This window comes from Streptomyces sp. NPDC102437 (assembly GCF_044765565.1).
Lineage (GTDB): Bacteria > Actinomycetota > Actinomycetes > Streptomycetales > Streptomycetaceae > Streptomyces.
In genome coordinates this window covers 102,205-123,684 of sequence record NZ_JBIWKI010000010.1, presented here as the reverse complement: position 1 = coordinate 123,684, position 21,480 = coordinate 102,205, and the positions used below count along the sequence as shown (strand labels likewise).

General features: G+C 72.8%; 13 protein-coding genes. 3 read left to right on the top strand and 10 right to left on the bottom strand.

Annotated features, from left to right (window positions below; all coding sequences use genetic code 11):
• Positions 1 to 45: 45 nt before the first annotated feature.
• Together ACIRJP_RS15210 and ACIRJP_RS15205 are read right to left on the bottom strand one after the other, a co-directional pair.
• The gene (locus tag ACIRJP_RS15210; protein ID WP_404173124.1) at positions 46 to 3,540 is read right to left on the bottom strand and encodes an ATP-dependent helicase; all 3,495 of its coding nucleotides are present in this window, start codon (positions 3,538 to 3,540) and stop codon (positions 46 to 48) included.
• A gap of 437 nt (positions 3,541 to 3,977) precedes the next feature.
• Complete coding sequence (locus ACIRJP_RS15205; protein ID WP_404173121.1) at positions 3,978 to 4,397, bottom strand: MGMT family protein; 420 nt, start codon at positions 4,395 to 4,397, stop codon at positions 3,978 to 3,980.
• 245 nt (positions 4,398 to 4,642) lie between these two features.
• On the opposite strand from ACIRJP_RS15205, the gene ACIRJP_RS15200 reads away from it, so the two are divergent.
• From ACIRJP_RS15200 to ACIRJP_RS15190, 3 genes are all read left to right on the top strand, one after another.
• Positions 4,643 to 7,423 (top strand): lysylphosphatidylglycerol synthase domain-containing protein, encoded by a 2,781-nt coding sequence (locus tag ACIRJP_RS15200; protein ID WP_404173118.1) that lies wholly within the window; start codon positions 4,643 to 4,645, stop codon positions 7,421 to 7,423.
• Positions 7,424 to 7,613: 190 nt separating this feature from the next.
• A complete protein-coding gene (locus ACIRJP_RS15195) occupies positions 7,614 to 9,218 on the top strand; it encodes an alpha/beta hydrolase (RefSeq protein WP_404173115.1) in 1,605 nt (534 codons plus the stop codon).
• Between the two features lie 261 nt (positions 9,219 to 9,479).
• Positions 9,480 to 11,060 carry an alpha/beta hydrolase gene (locus ACIRJP_RS15190; protein ID WP_404173112.1) on the top strand — a complete coding sequence of 527 codons (1,581 nt, stop codon included), beginning with the start codon at positions 9,480 to 9,482 and terminating at the stop codon, positions 11,058 to 11,060.
• A 64-nt stretch (positions 11,061 to 11,124) separates the two neighbouring features.
• Here the strand turns inward: ACIRJP_RS15190 and moeZ are convergent, their stop codons facing one another.
• The 8 genes from moeZ to ACIRJP_RS15150 form a co-directional block, all read right to left on the bottom strand.
• On the bottom strand, positions 11,125 to 12,303 hold the full coding sequence (gene moeZ / locus ACIRJP_RS15185; protein ID WP_404173109.1) for an adenylyltransferase/sulfurtransferase MoeZ: 1,179 nt from the start codon (positions 12,301 to 12,303) through the stop codon (positions 11,125 to 11,127).
• A gap of 85 nt (positions 12,304 to 12,388) precedes the next feature.
• Complete coding sequence (locus ACIRJP_RS15180) at positions 12,389 to 13,219, bottom strand: spherulation-specific family 4 protein (RefSeq protein ID WP_404173106.1); 831 nt, start codon at positions 13,217 to 13,219, stop codon at positions 12,389 to 12,391.
• A complete protein-coding gene (locus ACIRJP_RS15175) occupies positions 13,207 to 14,172 on the bottom strand; it encodes an NAD-dependent epimerase/dehydratase family protein (RefSeq protein WP_327273057.1) in 966 nt (321 codons plus the stop codon). The genes ACIRJP_RS15180 and ACIRJP_RS15175 overlap by 13 nt, the downstream gene beginning before the upstream one ends.
• Before the next feature lie 148 nt (positions 14,173 to 14,320).
• Positions 14,321 to 15,835, bottom strand: coding sequence for a hypothetical protein (locus ACIRJP_RS15170; RefSeq protein ID WP_404173103.1), 1,515 nt, complete (start codon positions 15,833 to 15,835; stop codon positions 14,321 to 14,323).
• An 82-nt stretch (positions 15,836 to 15,917) separates the two neighbouring features.
• Entirely contained in the window at positions 15,918 to 17,744 is a 1,827-nt protein-coding gene (locus ACIRJP_RS15165) for a DUF3492 domain-containing protein (protein ID WP_404173100.1), read from the bottom strand.
• A gap of 190 nt (positions 17,745 to 17,934) precedes the next feature.
• On the bottom strand, positions 17,935 to 19,512 hold the full coding sequence (locus tag ACIRJP_RS15160) for a dipeptide ABC transporter ATP-binding protein (protein ID WP_404173097.1): 1,578 nt from the start codon (positions 19,510 to 19,512) through the stop codon (positions 17,935 to 17,937).
• Complete coding sequence (locus tag ACIRJP_RS15155) at positions 19,509 to 20,498, bottom strand: ABC transporter permease (RefSeq protein WP_404173094.1); 990 nt, start codon at positions 20,496 to 20,498, stop codon at positions 19,509 to 19,511. The genes ACIRJP_RS15160 and ACIRJP_RS15155 overlap by 4 nt, the downstream gene beginning before the upstream one ends.
• Positions 20,495 to 21,478: an ABC transporter permease gene (locus ACIRJP_RS15150; RefSeq protein ID WP_404173091.1), complete on the bottom strand. Its 984-nt coding sequence runs from the start codon at positions 21,476 to 21,478 to the stop codon at positions 20,495 to 20,497. Before ACIRJP_RS15150 ends, ACIRJP_RS15155 begins: the two co-directional genes overlap by 4 nt.
• Between the last annotated feature and the right edge of the window lie 2 nt (positions 21,479 to 21,480).

Genomic DNA, 21,480 nt, shown 5'->3' with positions numbered 1-21,480 from the left:
CTGACAACCGGCGGCGCCGAAGAAACTCAGCCCCCGTTCACCCGCTCACTCCAGGATGTGGCGGCCCTCCGGCTGGGCGCTGCACGAGGCCCGGAAGGCGCAGTGCGTGCAGTGCTGGCCGGTTGTGGGGGTGAAGCGTTCGTCCAGCACCCGGCCGGCTGCGGTGGCCAGCAGGTCGGAGACCCATTCACCGGCGAGCGGTTCCTGCGCCTGCACCTTGGGCAGCGCGTCACCACCCTCCTTCTTGGGGGCGGGCTGGCGCAGCTGTACGAGTTCGGCGCCGCCGGGCTCGGGGCGTCTGCCGTCGAAGACCTCGTCGACCGCGCCTTCCCGGACGGCCAGCTGGTACACGGCGAGCTGGGGGTGACGTGCCACCTCGTCCTTGGTCGGGGACTGCTTGCCGGTCTTGAAGTCGACGACGTAGGCCCGGCCCTCGGCGTCCTGTTCGACGCGGTCCATGGAGCCCCGGATGCGCACCTCGTACTCCCCCGCCCCCAGCGTCACGTCGAAATCGCGCTCGCTCGCGGCGGAGGTGCGGCCGGTGCGGTCCATGACGTGCCAGCGCAGGAAGCGTTCGAGGGCGGCCCGTGCCTGTTCCTTCTCCTGCCCGGACTTCCAGGGGGCGTCGAAGACGAGCCCGTCCCAGACCGAGTCCAGCCGCTCCATGAGGACGGCGAGATCGGCGGGGGTACGTCCGGAGGCCACCTCGTCGGCGAGTACGTGGACCACGTTGCCGAAGCCCTGCGCGGCCGTCGCCGGGGCGTCCGCCTTCACCTCGCGGCCGAGGAACCACTGGAGCGCGCAGGTGTTGGCGAGCTGGTCGAGCGCGCTCCCGGAGAGGGCCACCGGCTGGTCCCGGTCGCGGAGCGGGACGGCGGAGCGGGTCGGTTCGTGCAGCCCCCACCAGCGGTAGGGATGGGCGGCGGGTACGAGCGGCTGTCCCTCGTCGTCGGTGAGGGCGGCGAGGCGGGCGAGGCGGCGGGCGGCCTCCTCGCGCAGGGCGTCGGAGGCTTCGGGATCGACGGTGGTGGCGCGGAGTTCGGCGACCAGCGCGGCGACGGCGAGCGGGCGGCGCGGGCGGCCGGTGACGTCGCGCGGCTCGGCGCCGAGCTCGGTGAGGAAGCGGGACGGCTGGTCGCCGTCGTCCGCGGGTGCCTTCACCGCGGTGACGACGAGCCGTTCGCGGGCGCGGGTCGCCGCGACGTAGAAGAGCCGGCGTTCCTCGGCGAGGAGGGCGCCGGGGGTGAGCGGTTCGGCCAGACCGTCGCGGCCGATCCGGTCCGCCTCCAGCAGCGAACCCCGGCGGCGCAGGTCCGGCCAGAGCCCCTCCTGGACGCCCGCGACGACGACGAGGCGCCACTCCAGGCCCTTGGAGCGGTGCGCGGTCATCAGCCGTACGGCGTCGGGGCGCACCGCGCGCCTGGAGAGGGTGTCGGCGGCGATGTCCTGGGCGTCGACCTCCTCCAGGAAGTTGAGCGCCCCGCGCCCGCCGGTGCGTTCTTCGGCGCGGGCCGCGGTGTCGAAGAGCGCGCAGACGGCGTCGAGGTCGCGGTCGGCGTTGCGGCCGCCCGCGCCGCCGCGCAGCGCGGCGCGCTCCAGCCGGCCCGGCCACGGGGTGCCGGACCACAGTGTCCACAGGGCCTCCTCGGCGGTGCCGCCGCCTTCGAGGAGCTCGCGCGCCTTGCGCAGCAGTGCGCCGAGGCGCTGGGCGCCGCGGGCGTACGCCGGATCGTGCGCGACGAGCCGCTCGGGCTCGGCGAGCGCTCGGGCCAGCAGGTCGCCGGAGGGCGCCGGTACGCGGTTCCCGGCGGCCCGTTCCTCGTCTCGCAGGGCCCGGCCGAGTCGGCGCAGGTCGGCCGCGTCCATGGAGCCGAGTGGGGAAGCGAGGAGGGTCAGGGCGGTCTCGGTGTCGAGCCAGGAGGACGTCTCCGCCGCTGGGTCTTCCGCCGCCGCGCCCTCGGCCGCCGGAGCGTCGGGTTCCGGAGCGTCGGGTTCCGGAGCGTCGGGCTCCGGAGAGTCGGGTTCCGGAGCGTCGGGTTCCGGAGCGTCGGGCTCCGGAGCCTCCGCCTCCGCGCCCTCGGCAGGCGAAGCCTCCTCCGTGCCCGGCGCACTCCCGCTCAGCGCCGCCGTGGCGACCGCGCGCAGGGCTGTCAGGAGCGGGGCCACCGCCGGTTCGTGGCGCAGGGGAAGGTCGTCCCCGTCGACCTCCAGGGGCACGCCCGCCGACGTGAGGGCCCGGCGCAGCGAGGGGAGGGTGCGGCCGCCTGCCCGTACGAGCACCGCCATCTCCTTCCACGGGACGCCGTCCTCCAGATGTGCCCGGCGCAGCAGATCGGCGATGTTCTCCAGCTCGGTGGAGGCGGTCGGGTAGGTGTACGCCTCCACGCTGCCGCCCTCGCGGACCGCGGTGAGTTCGCGGTGGGCGCGGACCTTCGCCGCGGGCAGCCGGGTCAGCGGCATCCGGCGGGTGAGCAGCCGGGTGGCGGCCAGCAGCTGTCCGCCGGAGCGCCGCGAGGTGGTGAGCACGCCGACCAGGGCCGGGGCGCCGTCCGCCCGCCGGAACGTCTCCGGGAAGTCGAGGATGCCGTTCACATCGGCGCCCCTGAACGCGTAGATCGACTGGTCCGGGTCACCGAAGGCGATCAGGTCCCGGCCGCCCCCCGCGCCCGGGGCGCTCCCCCGGTTGCCGGCCAGCGCGTGCAGCAGCCGTACCTGCGCCGGGTCCGTGTCCTGGTACTCGTCGACGAACACCGCGTCGTACTCCCCAGCGAGCAGCGCCGACACCTCGGGGCGCTCCGCGAGCAGCACGGCCCGGTGCACCAGCTCCGCGTAGTCCAGCACCCCCTGCGCGTCCAGCACGTCCAGGTACTCGGCGAGGAACTCGGCGGCGGCTCCCCAGTCGGGGCGGCCGGTGCGGCGGGCGAAGGCCGCCAGCGCGTCCGGCCCCAGGCCCAGCTCGCGGCTGCGGGCCAGCACCGCTCGTACCTCGTCGGCGAAGCCACGGGTGGTCAGGCAGGCCCGCAGCTCGTCGGGCCAGCGGATGTGCGCGAAGCCGTCCCGCTCCAGTTCGAGCTGCCCGGCGAGCAGGTCGCGGACGGTGACGTCCTGCTCCGGCCCGGAGAGCAGCCGCATCGGTTCGGCGAAGAGGTCGGCGTCCTGGTGGGCGCGGACCAGTGCGTAACAGAAGGAGTGGAACGTGGTGGCCTGCGGGCCGCGCGCGGCGCCCAGCCGGGCGGCCATCCGGTCGCGCAGCTCCATGGCGGCCTTGCGGCTGAAGGTGAGCACCAGGACGCGGGCCGGGTCGCCGCCCCGCGCGATGCGTGCGGCGACCGCCTCGACGAGCGTGGTCGTCTTGCCGGTGCCGGGTCCGGCGAGCACCAGGAGCGGGCCGCCGGGGTGATCAACCACCGCGCGCTGTGCCGCGTCCAGGAGAGGAGGGTCCACGGAGCCCGGCGGCGTGCGGACCAGCCGGTACGCGCCCCCGGCCCGCTGCCGTGACTGGCGGTGCGGACTGTGCCGGGTGAAGGAGGAGGAGCTCACGTGGTTCGCCGGTCCTGGTGGGTGTGCTGATGCCGAGGGTGCGGGGCGTGCGGGGCGTGCGGGGCGTGCCTAGGGTGCTGTGCGCCCCGCGAACTTACGAAGCTACGCCAGCGGGGGCTCTGTGCGGGACGAGTGCGCTGCGTGCCTCATCACGTTCCGGGGCGCGGACGCCGTCGCATGCCGGGGCGCGGGCGTCGTCACGTGCCCGGTCCGGCGTCCGGCCGTGCTTTTCGTCACTCCACACGTCACTCCGCTTGGCACTCCGCTCGTCACTCCGCGCGACCACGGTCCCGTCGCGTCACATGCCGCAGGTCTTGCCGCCGGCCGCATTTCGCGCACTCTCGATCACCATCTGCGCACCCTGGGTCACTTCCCGGAAGTCGGGTACGTCGTACGGCCCCGGCGCCGCCCGCTGTGCCGCCGGATGGCGGAAGCTGTCAGGTGTGAGCACCTCCGCCCTTGTCCCGGTCCGCGCCCCCGTCCGCGGTGACGCCGTCCCACCGCGCCCGCTTCATGTCGAGGCGCGGCAGGTGGCCCTCCGCGCCTCGCGACGCCTCGCGCAGTGGGGTGCCCTCCGCGCGGTAGTGGTCCAGGGCCCGCAGCTCGTGGCCGGGGAGGAGTGCCCCGTCGGCGCGGACCACGCGCCACCAGGGCACCGCGGACCCGTACAGCGACATGGCCCGGCCGACCTGGCGCGGCCCGCCCTCGTCCAGCCACTCGGCGACATCGCCGTACGTCATGACGCGGCCGGGCGGGATCAGCTCGGCGACGTCGAGCACGCGCTCCACGTAATCCGGCAGTGCGTGGCCCGTGCGGTCGTCGCCCGCCCGCTCGCCGCTCGTGCGGTGTTGGCTCATCCGACCCATCCTGCCGTACGCCACCGACATCCCGGCCCGGTCCGTGTGCGTCCGGTCACAGGACCTGCGGGCGGAAGCGAAGGGGCGTATCTTGCGCTTCCCATGTCCGCTCGCGTGTCCCTTCCCATGTCCGTGCAGTGCCCCCTGATGCCCCCCTGCGTCGTCGGGCCGTGCCACCATCGTGCGGGCGGTGACCGGTGATACGAGAACACGAAGACCAATCAGAGGCGACGAAGGAGCAGGGCGTGCAGCCACCGAAGGCGGCGGACGCCCCTGACGCCGAGCCGCGACCGGACGCTTCCCGCGCACCCGCCGCGAAGCCCGGCAGCGGGCCCGCAAAGCCCGTCTCCGCGCCCGCAAAGCCCGGTGCGGAGCAGGCGGAGCTCCCCGGACCTCTGACCGGCTCGACGCTCTCGTCCGCCGCGGAGGAGCAGGCCGAACGCGTCTCCGGCGACGAACCGCTGCTCCCCGCCCGTGTGCACCGCCCCTCCGATCTGATGCGGCTCCTCATCGGGGTCCTGGCGATCGTCGTCCTGCTCTCGATCGCCGCGTTCGCCCACGGCACGACCACAGGTCTCGAACAGGACATCAACAAGGGCACCGGTCAGGCGCCCGACGTCCTGATCAAGACGGCCGGTCTCGTCTCCAGCATCGCCGTGCTGCTCGTCCCGGTCGCCTTCGCCATCGAGCGGCTGATCAAACGCGACGGGCTCCGGATCGCCGACGGGGTGCTCGCCGCCGTACTGGCGCACGGCGTGACGCTCGCCACCGACCTCTGGGTCGCCAACTCGGCCCCCGGCACCATCCAGGACGCGCTGACCCAGCCACAGCCAGGTGACGCACTCACCGATCCCGTACACGGCTATCTCGCCCCGGTGATCGCGTACATGACGGCGGTCGGCATGGCGAGACGGCCGCGCTGGCGGGTCGTGCTGTGGGTGGTGCTGCTGCTCGACGCGTTCGCGATGCTGGTCGGCGGCTACACGACCCCGTTCTCGATCATCCTCACCGTACTGATCGGCTGGACCGTCGCGTACGGCACGCTGTACGCGGTCGGCTCGCCGAACGTACGGCCGACCGGTCAGCACCTGATGGCCGGTCTGCGCCATGTCGGCTTCCGCCCGGTCAGCGCGATGCGCGCCGACGACACCCCGGACTCGGGCGACCAGAGCGACCGAGGGCGCCGCTATCTGGTCTCCCTGGAGGACGGGCCACCGCTCGACGTCACGGTCGTCGACCGCGAGCAGCAGGCCCAGGGCTTCTTCTACCGGGTGTGGCGCCGGCTCACCTTGCGCGGCATCACCCAGCGCCGCTCCATCCAGTCGCTGCGCCAGGCCCTGGAGCAGGAGGCGCTGCTCGCCTACGCGGCGATCGCCGCCGGGGCCAACGCGCCCAAGCTGATCGCCACGTCGGAGCTCGGACCCGACGCCGTGATGCTGGTGTACGAGCACATCGGCGGCCGTTCGCTGGACGCGCTGGAGGACTCGGAGATCACCGACGAGCTGCTGCACGGATCCTGGCGTCAGGTGAAGGCGCTCCAGTCGCGGCGGATCGCGCACCGCAGGCTCACCGGTGACGCCATCCTGGTGGATCGTTCCGGCAAGGTGTTCGTCACCGACCTGCGCGGCGGCGAGATCGCGGCCGGTGATCTGGTGCTGCGGATGGACGTCGCCCAGCTGCTGACCACGACGGGTCTGCGGGTGGGTGCCGAGCGGGCCGTCGCCGGGGCGCTGGAGGTGCTCGGTCCGGACGCCGTCGCCGACTGTCTGCCGCTGCTCCAGCCGATCGCGCTGAGCCGCTCCACCCGGGCGGCGCTGCGCCGGCTCGCCCGGGAGCGCTCGCAGCGGGAGCGCGAGGCGGTGCTGGAGGCGTCGGACGCGGCCAAGCGGGCCAGGGCGCACGAACACGGGGCGGCCGACGACGCCGACCGCAAGGCCGACCGCAAGGCGCTGCGCAACCAGAAGCAGGCCGAGAAGCGCGCCCTGGACGACGCCCTGGACGAGGCCCGCGAGGAGGACCTGCTCTCCCAGATGCGGCAGCAGGTGCTGCTGATCCGGCCGCAGGCCCCGGTCGAGCCGGTGCGGCTGGAACGCATCAAGGCCCGCACCCTGCTCAGCTGCATCGCCGGTGCGATCGCCGCGTACTTCCTCATCTCGCAGGTCACCCAGGCCGATTTCGGCGCGGTCGTCGAGCAGGCGGAGTGGGGCTGGGTGGCGGCCGCGGTCGGCTTCTCGGCCCTCAGTTACGTGGCTGCGGCAATGAGCCTGCTGGGTTTCGTGCCCGAGCGGGTGCCGGTCGGCAAGACGGTGCTGGCCCAGGTCGCCGGCTCCTTCGTGAAGATCGTCGCCCCGGCCGCGGTCGGCGGTGTGGCGCTGAACACCCGCTTCCTCCAGCGGGCCGGGGTACGTCCCGGGCTCGCCGTGGCGAGCGTCGGCGCCTCGCAGCTGTTCGGCCTCGGCTGCCACATCCTGCTGCTGGCGGCGTTCGGCTATCTGACCGGCACCGAGCGGACGCCGTCCTCGCTCACTCCGTCCAGGACGGTGATCGCAGGGCTGCTGACCGTCGCCGTGCTGGTGCTGGTGGTGACGGCGGTCCCGTTCCTGCGGAAGTTCGTGGTGACGCGGGTGCGCTCGCTGTTCGCCGGGGTCGTGCCGCGCATGCTCGACGTGGTGCAGCGGCCGCAGAAGCTGCTGACCGGCATCGGCGGGATGCTGCTGCTGACCGGCATGTTCGTGATGTGCCTGGACGCCTCGGTCCGGGCGTTCAGCGGTCCCGACGTGCCGCACCTCAGCTACGCCAGCATCGCGGTGGTCTTCCTCGCGGGCAACGCGCTGGGGTCGGCGGCGCCCACGCCGGGCGGCATGGGCGCGGTCGAGGGTGCGCTGACGCTGGGTCTGATCGCGGTCGGCCTGCCGAAGGAGGTCGCGGCACCCGCCGTGCTGCTGTTCCGGCTGCTGACGCTGTGGCTGCCGGTGCTTCCCGGCTGGCTCTGCTTCAACCATCTGACCCGCAAGGGCGAGCTCTGACACCCCCTCAGCCGCCGTGCGGGACGAGCCGCACGACCGGTCGGGGACCGGGCCGGGGCGGCCCGCAAGGGGCCGGTCGGTGTACGGCTCGAGCCACCCGGACGGCCGGTCGGGGGACGGCCGGGCCGCCCGCCACCCGCTTGGACCGGTGCTCCGTGCAGCGCCCCCGTTCCCGCCGCACCATGGGGCCATGAGGACCTCCCCTGCCCTGCGTGCCGCCGCACTGGCCGCCGCCGTGACCGTGCTCCTGCCCATCACCGCCTGCTCGAAGAGCGGCGACAAGGAAGGCCCGGACGGGCCGCAGAGCTCGCCGCTCGCGGCGAACGCCGCCGACGCGAGCAGCTCCGGCGACCTCGCCTCCCAGAAGCTGACGTGGAAGCCCTGCCCCGCCCCGTCCGCCGCGCAGGGCGGCGGGCAGCCGCCGACCCCGCTGCCCGGTGGCACCCCCTGGGAGTGCTCGTTCATGAGGGCCCCGCTCGACCACTCGAAGCCCGAGGGCTCGACGATCGAGCTGGCCCTGATCCGGGCCAGGGCCAAGAACCCGGACAAGCGGATCGGTTCCCTCATCTTCAACTTCGGCGGCCCCGGTGCCTCCGGTGTCGCCACCCTGCCCGCCTTCGGTACCGATTACGACAAGCTCCGCGCCCGCTACGACCTGGTCAGCTTCGACCCGCGCGGCGTTGGCCGCAGCGACGGCGTGGAGTGCGAGACCGACAAACAGCTCGACGCCCGTTTCGAGATCGACGGCACCCCGGACACCCCCGCGGAGGTGAACACCCTCGTCAAGAGCACCAAGACCTTCGCGACGGCCTGCGAGAAGAACTCCGGCAAGCAACTCCCGTACGTCGGCACCACCGACGCCGCCCGCGACATGGATCTGATGCGCAAGGTGCTCGGCGACAAGAAGCTGTACTACTTCGGCATCTCGTACGGCACCGAACTGGGCGGCGTCTACGCCCACTTGTTCCCGAAGAACGTAGGCAGGTCGGTGCTGGACGCGGTGGTCGACCCGACCCAGGACTCCGAGCAGTCCTCGCTCGGCCAGGCCCGGGGCTTCCAGCTCGCGCTGGACAACTTCACCCAGGACTGCGTCGACCGCGGCGAGGCGTGCAAGCTTCCCGGTGCCACCTCGAAGGAGGTCGAGCAGGGGATCTCCGGCCTTCTCACGGGCCTGGAGAAGAAGCCGGTCCCGGGGCTCGGCTCTCGTCAGCTGACGGAGACCCTGGCGACGACCGGAATCGCGGCCGCCCTCTACTCCAAGCAGACCTGGCCGCTGCTGGAGCAGGGGATCGACGAGGCCGACGGCGGCAACGGCGCGCTGCTGCTCGCCCTCGCCGACTCGCTGAACGGCCGTTCCCAGAACGGCCAGTACGACAACTCGACGGCCGCCAACACCGCCATCAACTGCGCCGACTCCAAGCAGCGGTTCAACGCGGACCAGACCGAGGCCAAGCTCCCCGAGTTCCGGTCCGCCTCGAAGGTCTTCGGCAACTATCTGGGCTGGTCCCTGATGTCCTGCACCGGATGGCCGGTACCGGGCGTCTGGAACACCCCGGACGTCAGCGCCCCGGGCGCGGCCCCCATCCTCGTCATCGGAAACACCGGCGACCCGGCGACACCGTACGAGGGCGCGAGGGCGATGGCCGACGCGCTGGGCGATGGCGTCGGCGTGGAGATGACGTACAAGGGCCAGGGGCACGGCGCGTACAACAGCGGCAACGCCTGCGTGCAGAAGGAAGTGGGCGGCTACCTGCTGGACGGAAAGGTTCCCGCCGCCGGGACCGTCTGCAAGTAGCGCGGCACGCCGGTCAGGCACCCCCTGAGGGCTGTCCCGTGATCCCTGGTGGATCAGCGTGCGGCGTCAGGCGCGGTGCACCGCAAGGCGGAGGGACGCCCGAATACTGGATGTGTTCGGGCGTTCCGACAACGCGGCGAGGTGCCGTGGCTGTCGTCGCACGCCCGCCAGGGATTACGGGACAGCCCTTAGCATGGGCGGACTTTCTGTACGTCGTGAGTACAGGTATTGAGTACAGGCAACATCGGGGAGGACGCACACGTGGCCGCACACGCACGCGCCGGGGCTCTGGCCGGCGCCGCGCTTCTGCTGACGGGTCTGCTCGCGGGCTGCGGCGGGGGTACGGACGACAAGTCGGCCGACCGGACGGGCCGCGATCCCGCGTCCTCGGCCGACCGGCCGTCCACCGCTTCGGACGGGCAGCAGGGCACCCCCCGGCTGCCCGCCGCCCTCACCTCCCAGCGGCTGGACTGGAAGGGCTGCGACGCCCGCGCGGGCGAGAGCACCCCCGGATCCGACTGGCGCTGCTCGACGGTCCGGGTGCCGCTGGACTACGCGAAGCCCGACGGCGAGACGATCGGGATCGCGCTGATCCGCAAGAGGGCCCAGAACACCAACCGGCGTCTGGGTTCGATGCTGTTCAACTTCGGTGGCCCCGGCGGTTCGGGCGTCTCGATACTGCCGCGCGCCGCCGGCTCGTACGAGAACCTCAACTCCCGCTACGACCTGGTGGGCTTCGACCCGCGCGGGGTGGCCGGCAGCGAAGGGGTGAGCTGCCGCACCGACAAGGAGCAGGAGACCGCCTACCGGAAGGTCGACATGACCCCGGACACGGCGGCCGAGGAGACGGCGTTCATGAAGGACGGTGCGGACTTCGGCGCCGGCTGCGAGCGCCGCTCCGGCAAGGTCCTGCCGTACGTCGGTACGACGAACGCCGCCCGGGACATGGACCTGATCCGCGCGGTGCTCGGCGACAAGAAGCTCACGTACTTCGGAGTGTCGTACGGCACCGAGCTCGGCGGCACCTACGCGCACCTCTTCCCCTCGAACGTCGGACGCACCGTGCTGGACGCCGTCGTCGACCCGACCGCGGACGCGGTCGGGCACGCCCGCAACCAGGCGACCGGCTTCCAGCGGGCGCTGGAGAACTACCTCAAGGACCGCGGCCAGGACCCGAAGGCGGGCACGCAGCGGATCGCGAAACTGCTGGAGCGGATCGACCGGAAGCCGCTGCCGACCCGCTCGGGCCGCGAGCTCAACGAGTCGCTGGCCATCACCGGCATCGTCACGCCGCTCTACGCCAAGAGCAACTGGCCGTTCCTGACGCAGGCGCTGGACGAGGCCGAGAAGAGCGGCACCGGCAATATGCTGCTCCAGCTGGCCGACTCGTACAACGGCCGTGACAAGAAGGGCCATTACGACACCCAGAACCACTCGCAGCGCGCCATCTCCTGCGCGGACAGCAAGCTCCGGCCCACGGCTGCCGAGGCCAGGGCGCTGCTGCCGGAGTTCCGGAAGCTGTCCCCGGTGTTCGGCCCGTTCCTGGCGTGGGACACGGCCGGCTGGTGCGCGCAGTGGCCGGTGGAGGGTGAGCACGACAACCCGGAGACGAGCGCTCCGGGCGCCGGTCCGGTGCTGGTCGTCGGGACGACCGGTGACCCGGCGACGCCGTACGAAGGTGCCCGGAAGATGGCGGACGAGCTGGGCAAGGGCGTGGGCATCCTGCTCACCAACAAGGGCGAGGGACACGGCGCGTACGGCCAGAACTCCTGCGTGACGTCGACGGTGGACGCGTACTTCCTCGACGGGATGGTCCCGGACGACGGAAAGACCTGCTCGTAGCACTGGTACGAACGCTCGAAGGGGCCGGTCCGCAGCTGCGGACCGGCCCCTTCGAGCGTTCGTACTAGTACACCGGCTTTTCGGGCTCGATCTGGTTGACCCAGCCGATCACGCCGCCGCCCACGTGCACCGCGTCGGCGAAGCCCGCCGACTTGAGGACCGCGAGGACCTCGGCGCTGCGGACGCCCGTCTTGCAGTGCAGGACGATGCGCTTGTCCTGCGGGAGGTCCTGGAGGGCGTTGCCCATCAGGAACTCGTTCTTCGGGATCAGCTTCGCGCCCGGGATCGAGACGATCTCGAACTCGTTCGGCTCACGGACGTCGATGATCTCGATCTTCTCGTCCGCGTCGATCCACTCCTTGAGCTGCTTGGGAGTGATCGTGGAGCCGAGCGCCGCCTCCTGAGCCTCTTCGGACACGACGCCGCAGAAGGCCTCGTAGTCGATGAGCTCGGTGACGGTGGGGTTCTCGCCGCAGACCGCGCAGTCGGGGTCCTTGCGGACGTTGACCTGGCGGTACTGCATCTCCAGGGCGTCGTAGATCATCAGCCGGCCGACCAGCGGGTCGCCGATGCCGGCGAGCAGCTTGATGGCCTCGTTGACCTGGATGGAACCGATGGACGCGCAGAGCACCCCGAGCACGCCGCCCTCCGCGCAGGAGGGGACCATGCCCGGCGGGGGCGGCTCCGGGTAGAGGCAGCGGTAGCAGGGGCCGTGCTCGGACCAGAAGACGGACGCCTGGCCGTCGAACCGGTAGATCGAGCCCCAGATGTACGGCTTGTTCAGCAGTACGGCCGCGTCGTTGACCAGATAGCGGGTGGCGAAGTTGTCCGTGCCGTCCACGATCAGGTCGTACCGGGCGAAGATGTCCATCACGTTGTCGGCTTCGAGCCGCTCCTCGTGAAGGACCACGTTGACGTACGGGTTGATGCCCAGCACCGAGTCCTTGGCGGACTCGGCCTTGGAGCGCCCGATGTCGGACTGACTGTGGATGATCTGGCGCTGCAGGTTCGACTCGTCGACCTCGTCGAACTCCACGATGCCGAGCGTTCCGACACCGGCCGCGGCCAGGTACATCAGGGCCGGCGAGCCGAGACCGCCGGCGCCGACACAGAGCACCTTCGCGTTCTTCAGCCGCTTCTGTCCGTCCATCCCGACATCCGGGATGATCAGGTGGCGGGAGTACCTGCGGACCTCGTCGACGGTGAGCTCAGCAGCTGGCTCGACCAGGGGTGGCAGCGACACAGGAACCTCAACAATGCAGGTGGTCGGTTTCTACGTACTTCATCTACGTACGGTTGTTCTTGCCGTAACACTGCCACGCCCCTTCTCATTCCGAGATACCAGGTCCGATCCGCGAGACGATTTCGTCCCAGTACCTGGGCAGCGCCGCGAATGGATCGGTTAGCCCTTGTTGGCCGTCTCGGTCCGTGAAGAAGATCGTGCCCGCGCCCTGCCAGCGGGCGATGCGCATGGCCTCGTCGAGGTGGGTGCGCGGAACGCCGTGGACGAAGTGCGCGAACCGCTCCGGCGGATAGGAGGCGGTCCACTCCGCCACCTGCGACCAGCGGTAGTCCGTCCACGGTCCGCAGAAGGTGACCAGCTGGTCGGCGGCCTCTGCGTAGCCGGGGTGGGGATGGGTGCCCAGCCCGAGCACCAGTGGCCCGCTCCCCTCACCGTACGGCGGGTCGCCGTGTTCCAGGAGCGTGGCGAGTGTGCTGGTGAGACGGCGCACCGCCGGGAGCTCGGCGCGCCCGGCCGGGCAGCGGCCGAGATAGAAGCCGTCGACGCGGTACCAGTCGAGGAACGACTGCGCGTCGGCGATCAGGTCCCCGAAAGGGCGGCTGCCGAAGGCCAGATCGAGATGGCCGAGCAGCCGGCCGCCCGCCGCCCGGACCGAGTCGCGCGGATCCTCGCCGTGCACGGCCCGCTCGCGCGCGTTGCGGAGCCGGCCCGCGACCTCCAGGCAGTGCGGATCGGGGCGGGCGCCGGGGCCGTCGTCGATGTTGAGCACGGCCCAGTGCAGTGGGGTCCCGGGGCGGGCGAGTTCGGCCCACTCGGCCGGTGCGAGCAGCGGGTGCGCGTATCCGGGCACGCCGAAGCCGAGCTGCTCGGCGCCGCCGATCCGACGGGCCGTTCCGGTACTGGTCAGATACGGCACGCCGCCTCCATCCAGATGTCGGCGAGGGATTCCTCCAGGTTGATCCTGGGGCGCCAGCCGAGCCGGTCCCTGGCGGTGCGGACGTCGGCCTGCTGCCAGGCGCCGCAGCCGTCAGGGTAGGGGGACGGGGTCGCCGAGAGGTGCTCGATGACCGACTCGGTCGAGGTGCGCGGGGCACCGATGGGCAGCCGGGGCGGGGGCGCGTCGAGCTCGTGGAGTGCGCCCGCGTACCCGGCGACCCTGGCGAGGACCGCGGCCGCGTCCCGCAGGCGCACGGCGCGGCCGGTGCCGATGTTGACGACGCCCTGGGCGGCGGAGAGCGAGGCGGCGTGCACGGCGCGGGCGACATCGCGTACATCCACGAAGTCGCGCTGCACGCCGAGGCCGCTGAGCTTCAGCTCGCCGTCGCCGGACTGCATGGCCCGGCGCATCGCCTCGGCGAGCCTGCCGAGCGGGGAACCGGCAGGGGTGCCCGGACCGACCGGGGAGAAGACCCGCAGCACCACCGCGTCGAGGCCGGAGCCGAGGACGAGTTCGGTGGCGGCGAGCTTGCTGACGCCGTACGGGCCGCCGGGGCGCGGGATCGCGTCCTCGGCGGTGGACGAGCCGGGCTGCGAGGGACCGTACTCCGAGGAGCAGCCGACCTGGACGAGCCGGGCCGTGCAGCCGCTGCGCCGCATCGCCTCGCAGACCGTGGCGACGGCGACGGTGTTGTGGCGGGTGAGGTCGCGGGCCCCGCCGCGGGTGGCGCCCGCGCAGTTGACGACCACTCCGGGGTGGACGGCGTCCAGGAAGCGGGTCAGCGCTCCGGGGCTGCCGCCGGCGAGGTCGAACCGTACGTCGGCGTCGTCGCCGCGGCCGAGCGCCGTGAGGTGCACGGCGGGGTCGGCGAGCAGGCGGTCGGCCACGAACCGGCCGAGGAATCCGTTGGCTCCGAGCAGCAGCACCCTCATCGCGCGCCCCCTCGACGCCGACGGCGAGCTGCCGGTGAAGGGGATTGGGGGGTCATGTCCGGTGTCTCCTTGAGAAGTGAGGTGCGGTTGGGCAATGACCCGCGGCGTCGGCTCCGCGGGGCGTGCGATGGCAGTGGTGCGGCTGTGGTTAGGCGGCGGCCGGGCCTTCGTCGACCGGCCGGGCGGTGGTGGTGGCGGTGTGGGCGGATGCCCGGGAGAGGACGACGGTGGCGGCGATCAGCAGTCCGAGCGCTGCTCCCCCGCACGCGATGGCGGGTACGGATCCGGTGCCGGACGTCATGACGAGGAGGTCGACGGGGCGGGCGAGGAAGTGCAGTTGGGGCAGCCGCCCGGCCAGGACCAGCGCTGGAGCCAGCGCCTCGACCGCGCAGGCGAAGGCGAGTCCGCCGGCGGCGAGCTCGGGGAACCCGTGCACGGTCAGCAGCCGGGCCAGCAGGAGCAGCACCCCGAGAGCGGCCGCCCCGACGAACGCCCCGCCGCCTCCGTACGCCAGGTGCGCGAGGTACAGCAGACCGGCGACGGCGCAGAGATGAAGTGCGACGGCCCCGAACAGCAGGGGGCGCACACCCGCGGCGAACTCCTCCAGCGCACGGCTGCCGATGAGCCGGCGGTGCGCGTGTACGGCGAAGAGGTGGACGCACCAGGTGGCCGGGGCGAGGGCGAGGGCCAGGCCCAGTAGCGGCGCGGGGGTGACTTCCCAGGGGCCTTCGGGGCCGCCGCTGAGCACCTGGTCGAGCAGCGGTTCGCCGTACATGACGTAGCCGAGGAGCCAGCAGCCGTACACGTTGGCCGTGCCCGAGGAGCGGCCTTCGGCGTGCAGGGGGCCGCTGCGCAGGCTGAACGCGAGCCCGGTGAGCGCGAGGAGCGCCCCGGCGACGGCGATCGCGAGCCGGGCCCGGCCGTCGAGCGCCCCCTCTGTGAGTCCGAGTACGCCGACGGTCGCGATGCAGGCGGCGCCCGGCAGCAGCGCGCGGAGCGACCAGGCGGCGCGCGTCGTGATGTCGCGCTCCGGCGCGCCGGGGCCGGTCGTGGCCTGTGCCGCCATGCCGGGCACCCGTGCGAACAGCTCCTCGGCGAGCGAGAAGACGTCGCGGTGCCGGTAGCGGGCGGCGGCGCGGTCGGTGACGCCATGGGCTTCGAGCCCGGCGGCGACCTCCAGCGGATCGACGGCCCGTTCGCACAGCTCGCGATGGCGGTGCATCAGCGATTTCACGGGGTCGGCGGGGCCACGGCGCGAGACGTTGAGCCGACGCGCGGGCACGGGGCGCGCGATCTCGGGGGCGCGGGCGGGGAGGGGGTCACCGGTGGCGGGGGTCTCGGAGATGTCCGGGGCCGCAGGGGTCTCGGAGACTGCGGGGGACTCAAAAGCTGCGGAGGGCTCAGAAGCTGCGGGGCTCCTGGGGGCCCCCGCAAGCGCCGCAGACTCGGATGACACCGCAGGCACGCCCGGCCCCGGCGCCGCCGCCGGTCCAGCCGTCCCCGTCGGCCCCGCTGCCCCCGCCGGATCCGCTTCCGGCTCCGTGTCCCCGCCCGCGCCCCCGGCCAGGGACGGCTCGGAGACCAGGGCCCGCGAGCGGAGGTCCCAGCTTCCGCCGGTGGTCGGTGCGGCGGGTGCGTCGGACGCCTCGGTCGGGCGGCCCATGGTGATTCCTCCGTGATCGTCGTCGGCCGCGCCGGACCCCTGCGGTCCGCCTCGTCCCGGCCCGGCCGGCCCCTGTCCCTGTTCACGCATCGCCGCCACCCGCTCCCCGCGCTCCCGCGCAGACGGTCCGGGGCCCGGCGGCGGCCCAGCTGGGCGTGTGGCCGGCCGGGGCGGCACCCGAGGCCGTCCACGGACCCGGGACCCTCGCCTCCGGCGGGGTGGCGAACGGGCGCGGTTCGCCGTCGGCGTCCACCGCCTCGGCCTCCCTGCGCACCGGGGCGTGCGAGATGAGCTCCAGGTAGATGGCGCGGAATGCCGCGAGGTTCTGGTCGACGGTGAAGAGTTCGAGCGCGCGGGCGCGCGCCGCCGCTCCGAGCCGTGCACGGCGCTCGGGGTCCCGCAGCAGCGCGATACAGGCGTCGGCCAGCGCCCGGGGGTTGCGCGGGGGCACCACGAGCCCGGTGCCGCCGATCACCTCGACGACCGCGCCGACATCCGTCGACACCGTGGCCCGGCCGCAGAACATCGCCTCGACGAGACCGGTCGGGAAGCCCTCCATCACGCTGGACAGGACGACGACCCCGCCCGCCGCGTAGGCGTCCGTCAACTCGGGCACCTCGGCCCCGCCGAGGTCATCGAAGGAGACCGGGTTGTCCCCGATGGCGTGCGCGTCCGTGGCCTCGTCGGGGAACAGCTGGGCGGCGAGCGCCCGGCAGTGCGCGAGATAGGCCCCGCCCTCCGTGCCTTTCGCACCCTCCGCACCCCGGGCCGGGGCGCCGATGATCCTCAGCCGGGCATCCGGCTCGGCCTTCCGTACCTCCGCGAAGGCGTGCAGCAGCGCGATCAGGTCCTTGGCCGGCTCGACCGGCCCGACCCACACCAGGGTGTCGTCCGGACCGCTGTCGCCGCTCTCCCCCAGCGCCGTGAAGCGGTCGGACTCCATGCCGGGGTGGACGGTGCGCAGCTTCTCCCGCTCCGCGCCGCACCGCTCCTGCCAGCGGCGGGCATGGGTGTCGCCCGGGGTGACGATCGCGGCCTGCCGGTACACCTCGGTGGCCAGCCGCCCGTGCAGGTTGGCGAGCAGGGCGCGCACCGGCGCGTTCAGCGTGGTGCCGGTCGCCGCGAGGTAGTGCGCCCGCAGCCGCACTCCGTGCTCGGTGACCAGCAGCGGCACCCCGAAGAAGCGCTTGGCCAGTAGTCCTGGCAGTGCGCCGGCGCCACCGGACGTCGCGTGACAGAGGTCTACCGCGCCGAGGCCCTCCTCGTCGTACCAGTCGAGCGAGAGGGGGCGGAGCACCCGGTCGAGTTCCCGGGCGAAGGCGAGGAGGTCGGGGACGGTGGCGCTCTGGACGGTGCGCCCGGTGCCCGGGGCGCGGCAGGCCGCTTCGAGTACCCGCACGGTGGTTTCGGAGCGGAGGGCCGCGGTGAGTCCGCCGTGTTCGCGGGCCAGTTCCGCGAGCCCGTACAGGCCGTCCGTGAACTGCGCGTCCGCAACGGACGCACACCCTTCGCCACCCGGTTCCCCCGTACCCGCGGCACAGTCCTCGCCGCTCCCCGCACCCGCCGCGCAGACCGAGGCCGCGAGCGCCGTGAAGTGCGCCTCGAAGCGCCGCCGTTCGCGCCGTCCGTACGGTCGGGCGCCGCCGCCCGTCACCATCCGGGCGAGCAGCCCCCTGGGGGCCCGGGTGTCCCGTACGTCCTCGTCGGCCGTCCAGAGCGGTGCCGTGCGCACCCGGCCGACCTGCGCCGGGAGCGGGACCCGGCCGCGCTCCTCCTGCGAGGCGGAGCGGCTGAGCGCGAAGAGATCGAACTCGTGCTGCGTGAGCCCGCGCACCAGACGGTCGCACCAGAGTCCGGACTCACCGCCGGCATACGGGTAACCACCATCGGTGAGTAGTCCGATCCGCACGAGCACACCCCCGATCTCCCTTGTGGGCGGCCGCCGTTGGAATGGCGGCTCACAGCGGGACGACCGTAAGCGGATACGCCGGTGGTACGACGGACGGTTGTCCGTCGCACCACCGAAAGGGGTGAACCGTCGTAACTTTCCCGCCCCAGTAGCGTTCTGTCGCGCTATGGGAGCGAGTGGTCACACAGGGTCAGGCGGCGGCCAACTCCTTGCGGGCCGCGCGGCGAACCGTCGCGAGCGCCGGATCGAGCGCCGGAACGGCCGCCAGCAGCTGCTTGGTGTACGGGTCCCGGGGGTTCCCGTACACCTGGTCCACCGCGCCCTCCTCGACGATCCGGCCCTGCCGCATGACTGCGACCCGGTCGCTGACCTGCCGTACGACGGCGAGGTCGTGGGCGATGAAGACCAGGGCGAGTCCGAGTTCCCGCTGGAGCTCCGCGAGCAGGGCGGTCACCTGGGCCTGGGTCGTCACGTCGAGCGCGGAGACCGCCTCGTCGCAGACGATCAGCTCCGGCTCTGCGGCCAGGGCCCGTGCGATCCCGACGCGCTGTCGCTGTCCGCCGCTGAACTCGTGCGGGTAGCGGTCGTGGCTGTCCGGGTCGAGTCCGACCCGGGTCAGCAGGTCCCGCACCCGCACCCTGATCGCGGCCTCGTCGCGCTGCCCACGGGCCCGCAGCGGGTCGGCGACCGACTCGCCGACCGAGCGGCGCGGGTTGAGGGAGGAGACGGGGTCCTGGAAGACCATCTGCACCCGGGCGTCGCGGGTGAGCCGCCCCGAGGTGGGCTCCAGCAGTCCGACGAGCATCCGCCCGAGGGTGGTCTTGCCGCTGCCGCTCTCCCCGACGATGCCGAGGGTCTCACCGCGCCGGACGGTGAGGGAGACCCCATCGACGGCGGCGAGCGCGGTCTTCCCCCTGCCGAACACCTGCCGGACGCCGTCGGCCTCGACGAGCACCTCGCCGTCTTCCGCCGCCGCGCCGGATCGGTCGCGCGCCTCCGTCACCCGGGGCACCGCCGCCAGCAGCGCCTTCGTGTACGGCTCGCGCGGCGCCACGAGCACCTCGCCCACCGGTCCGCGTTCCACCGCCCGGCCCGACTGCATGACCAGCACCTCGTCGACCGACTCCGCCGCCACGCCCACGTCGTGCGTGACCAGCAGCAGCCCCATGCCCGTCTCGCGGCGCAGGTCGTGGAGCAGGTCGAGGATCTGGGCCTGGACGGTGACGTCCAGGGCGGTCGTAGGCTCGTCGGCGATGAGCAGCTGGGGCTCGCAGGCCAGGGCCATCGCGATCAGCGCCCGCTGCCGCATCCCGCCGGAGAACTCGTGCGGCCTCGACCGGGAGCGCCGTACCGCGTCGGGGATCCCGACCCGGTCCAGCACCTCCACCGCCCGAGCCCGCGCCGCCCGCCGGGAGGCCCGGTTGTGCACCCGGTACACCTCGGCGATCTGGTCTCCCACCGCGTAGTACGGGTCCAGCGAGGACAGCGGGTCCTGGAAGACCATCGCGGCCTTCGCGCCCCGCAGGGCCCGCAGTTCCGCGTCGTCCGCCGCCGTCACGTCCACCCCGGCGACCCGGATCGAGCCGCCGACCTTCGCGCCGGTCCCGCGGTGCAGTCCCAGCAGGGCATACGCCGAGGCGCTCTTGCCGGAGCCGGACTCCCCCACGACTCCGAGCGCGCCGCCGGCCTCCAGCGAGAACGACAGCCCGTCCACGGCTCGTACGTCGCCGAACGAGATCGAGAGATCGGAGACTTCGACCAGGCTCATGCCAGTACCACCCGTCGGTCGGCCATCGCCTGGAGTATGTCGGCGACGGCATTGGCGAGGACCACGAAGAATCCGGTGACGAGCACCAGACCGACGACCACCGGAAGGTCCACGTGCTTCACGGCGTCGACGAGTTCACGGCCGACCCCCGGAATCCCGAAGAGCGATTCGGTGAGGACGGCGCCGCCGAACATCGAGCCGATGTCGAGTGCGCCGAGCGCGATCACCGGCGCCAGCGCACCGCGCAGCGCGTGCCGTCCCACGAGCGCCCGTTCGCCGACCCCGTACGCCCTGAAGGTGCGCACATGGTCCTCGGCCAGGGTCTCCAGCATCGAGGCCCGGGTCATCCGGGCATACGGGGCCGCGGACACCAGGGCCAGGGAGATCCAGGGCAGCAGCAGGTTCCAGGCCCACTGCTCCGGGTCCTCGGTGAGCGGTACGTAGTCCGGGAACGGCAGGATCTGGAACGCCGTGACCAGGACGATGATCAGCAGCAGTCCGATGACGAAGACCGGGGTCGCCATGCCCGCAAGAGTGATCCAGGTCAGGACGCGCTCGGTCAGCCGGCCGCGCCGCCACACCGACAGCAGCCCGGTGCCGACGCCGAGCAGCATCCACAGCACGAAGGCGCCGACGGCGAGCGAGGCGGTGGCCGGGAGCTTGGCCAGGATCAGCTCGGTGACCTGCTGGTCGCTCTGGTACGAGAGTCCCAGGCAGGGCGCCTGGCAGTGCAGCACGCCGGTGCCGGTCGAGTAGTCGCGGCCGGTGAAGAGCGCCTGGAGGAAGTGCGCGTACTGCAGGTACAACGGGTCGCCCAGGTGCAGCTGTTCGCTGACCTGCGCCACCTGCGCGGGCGAGCAGCGCGGGCCGCAGGCTATCTGCGCGACGTTGCCCGGGGCGACGTAGAAGGCGGCGTAGACGACGACGCTGAGGGCGAGCAGCACGAAGAGTGCTCCGCCGATCCGTCTGAGCAGGAACCACTTCACGCGTCGGCCTCCTTCTTCCGTCCGGTGCCGATCCGCAGCCGGGACTCGGCGCGCGGGTCGAGCGCGGTGCGTACGCCCTCGCCGAGGACGGTCAGCGCCAGCACGGTGACGAAGAGCAGCAGGGCGGGGATCAGCAGATAGGTGGGTGCCGCCTGGTACCAGGTGTCGGCGTCGCTGAGCATCTGTCCCCAGGACGGTGTGGGCGGCTTGATGCCCACGCCGAGGAAGGACAGGGCCGCCTCGACGACGATGTTCGACGGGAAGAGCAGCACCGCGTAGGTGATGACGGGCGCGGCCAGTGCGGGCAGCAGTTCGCGCCTGGCGATCTGCCAGGAGCCCCAGCCGCTGAGCCGGGCGGCGGCGACGTGGTCGCGCGATTTCAGCGAGAGCGTCTGGGCGCGCACGATCTTCGAGGTCCCCGACCAGCCGATCAGGCCGATGATCACGGCGATCAGGACCGGGCGGGGGAAGCTCGCGGGTACGACGGCCAGCGCGCCGAGCGCGATCACCATGACGGGCAGCGCGACCACGACGTCGGTGACCCGGCTGAGCGCCTGGTCGACGAAGCGGTTGCCGAGCCCGGCCGCGAGCCCGATACCGACGCCGGTGATCACCTGGAGCAGCGTGGCGGCGAGCGCGACGCCGAGCGAGACCCGGGCCCCGTACACGACGCGGGCGAACAGGTCGCGTCCGGTGAGCGGTTCGACGCCGAGCCAGTGCTCGGCGCTGATCCCGCCGAAGGAGCCGACCGGCACCCCGCCGGTGGCGGAGTCGACGAGGTCGGGGTGGTACGTGGTGGGGTCCTGGCCCTCGATGCCCGCGAGCAACGGTGCGGCGAGCGCCGCCAGGACCAGCAGGGCGACGACCGCGGCCGCCACGAGGGCCGCGCGCCGGGCGCGCAGCCGCCGCCAGAACGGATTGGCCCCAAAGGCGGGGACCTTCGCGGTCCCCGCCTCCTCGACCGGAATTGCATCTGCCATGA

Excerpts from the sequence above, each read along its gene's own strand:
- ACIRJP_RS15205 (WP_404173121.1), bottom strand. The coding sequence starts at position 4,397 with ATGAGCCAACACCGCACGAGCGGCGAGCGGGCGGGCGACGACCGCACG.
- ACIRJP_RS15195 (WP_404173115.1), top strand. The coding sequence starts at position 7,614 with ATGAGGACCTCCCCTGCCCTGCGTGCCGCCGCACTGGCCGCCGCCGTG.
- ACIRJP_RS15175 (WP_327273057.1), bottom strand. The coding sequence starts at position 14,172 with ATGAGGGTGCTGCTGCTCGGAGCCAACGGATTCCTCGGCCGGTTCGTG.
- ACIRJP_RS15170 (WP_404173103.1), bottom strand. The coding sequence starts at position 15,835 with ATGGGCCGCCCGACCGAGGCGTCCGACGCACCCGCCGCACCGACCACC.
- ACIRJP_RS15160 (WP_404173097.1), bottom strand. The coding sequence starts at position 19,512 with ATGAGCCTGGTCGAAGTCTCCGATCTCTCGATCTCGTTCGGCGACGTA.
- ACIRJP_RS15150 (WP_404173091.1), bottom strand. The coding sequence starts at position 21,478 with ATGGCAGATGCAATTCCGGTCGAGGAGGCGGGGACCGCGAAGGTCCCC.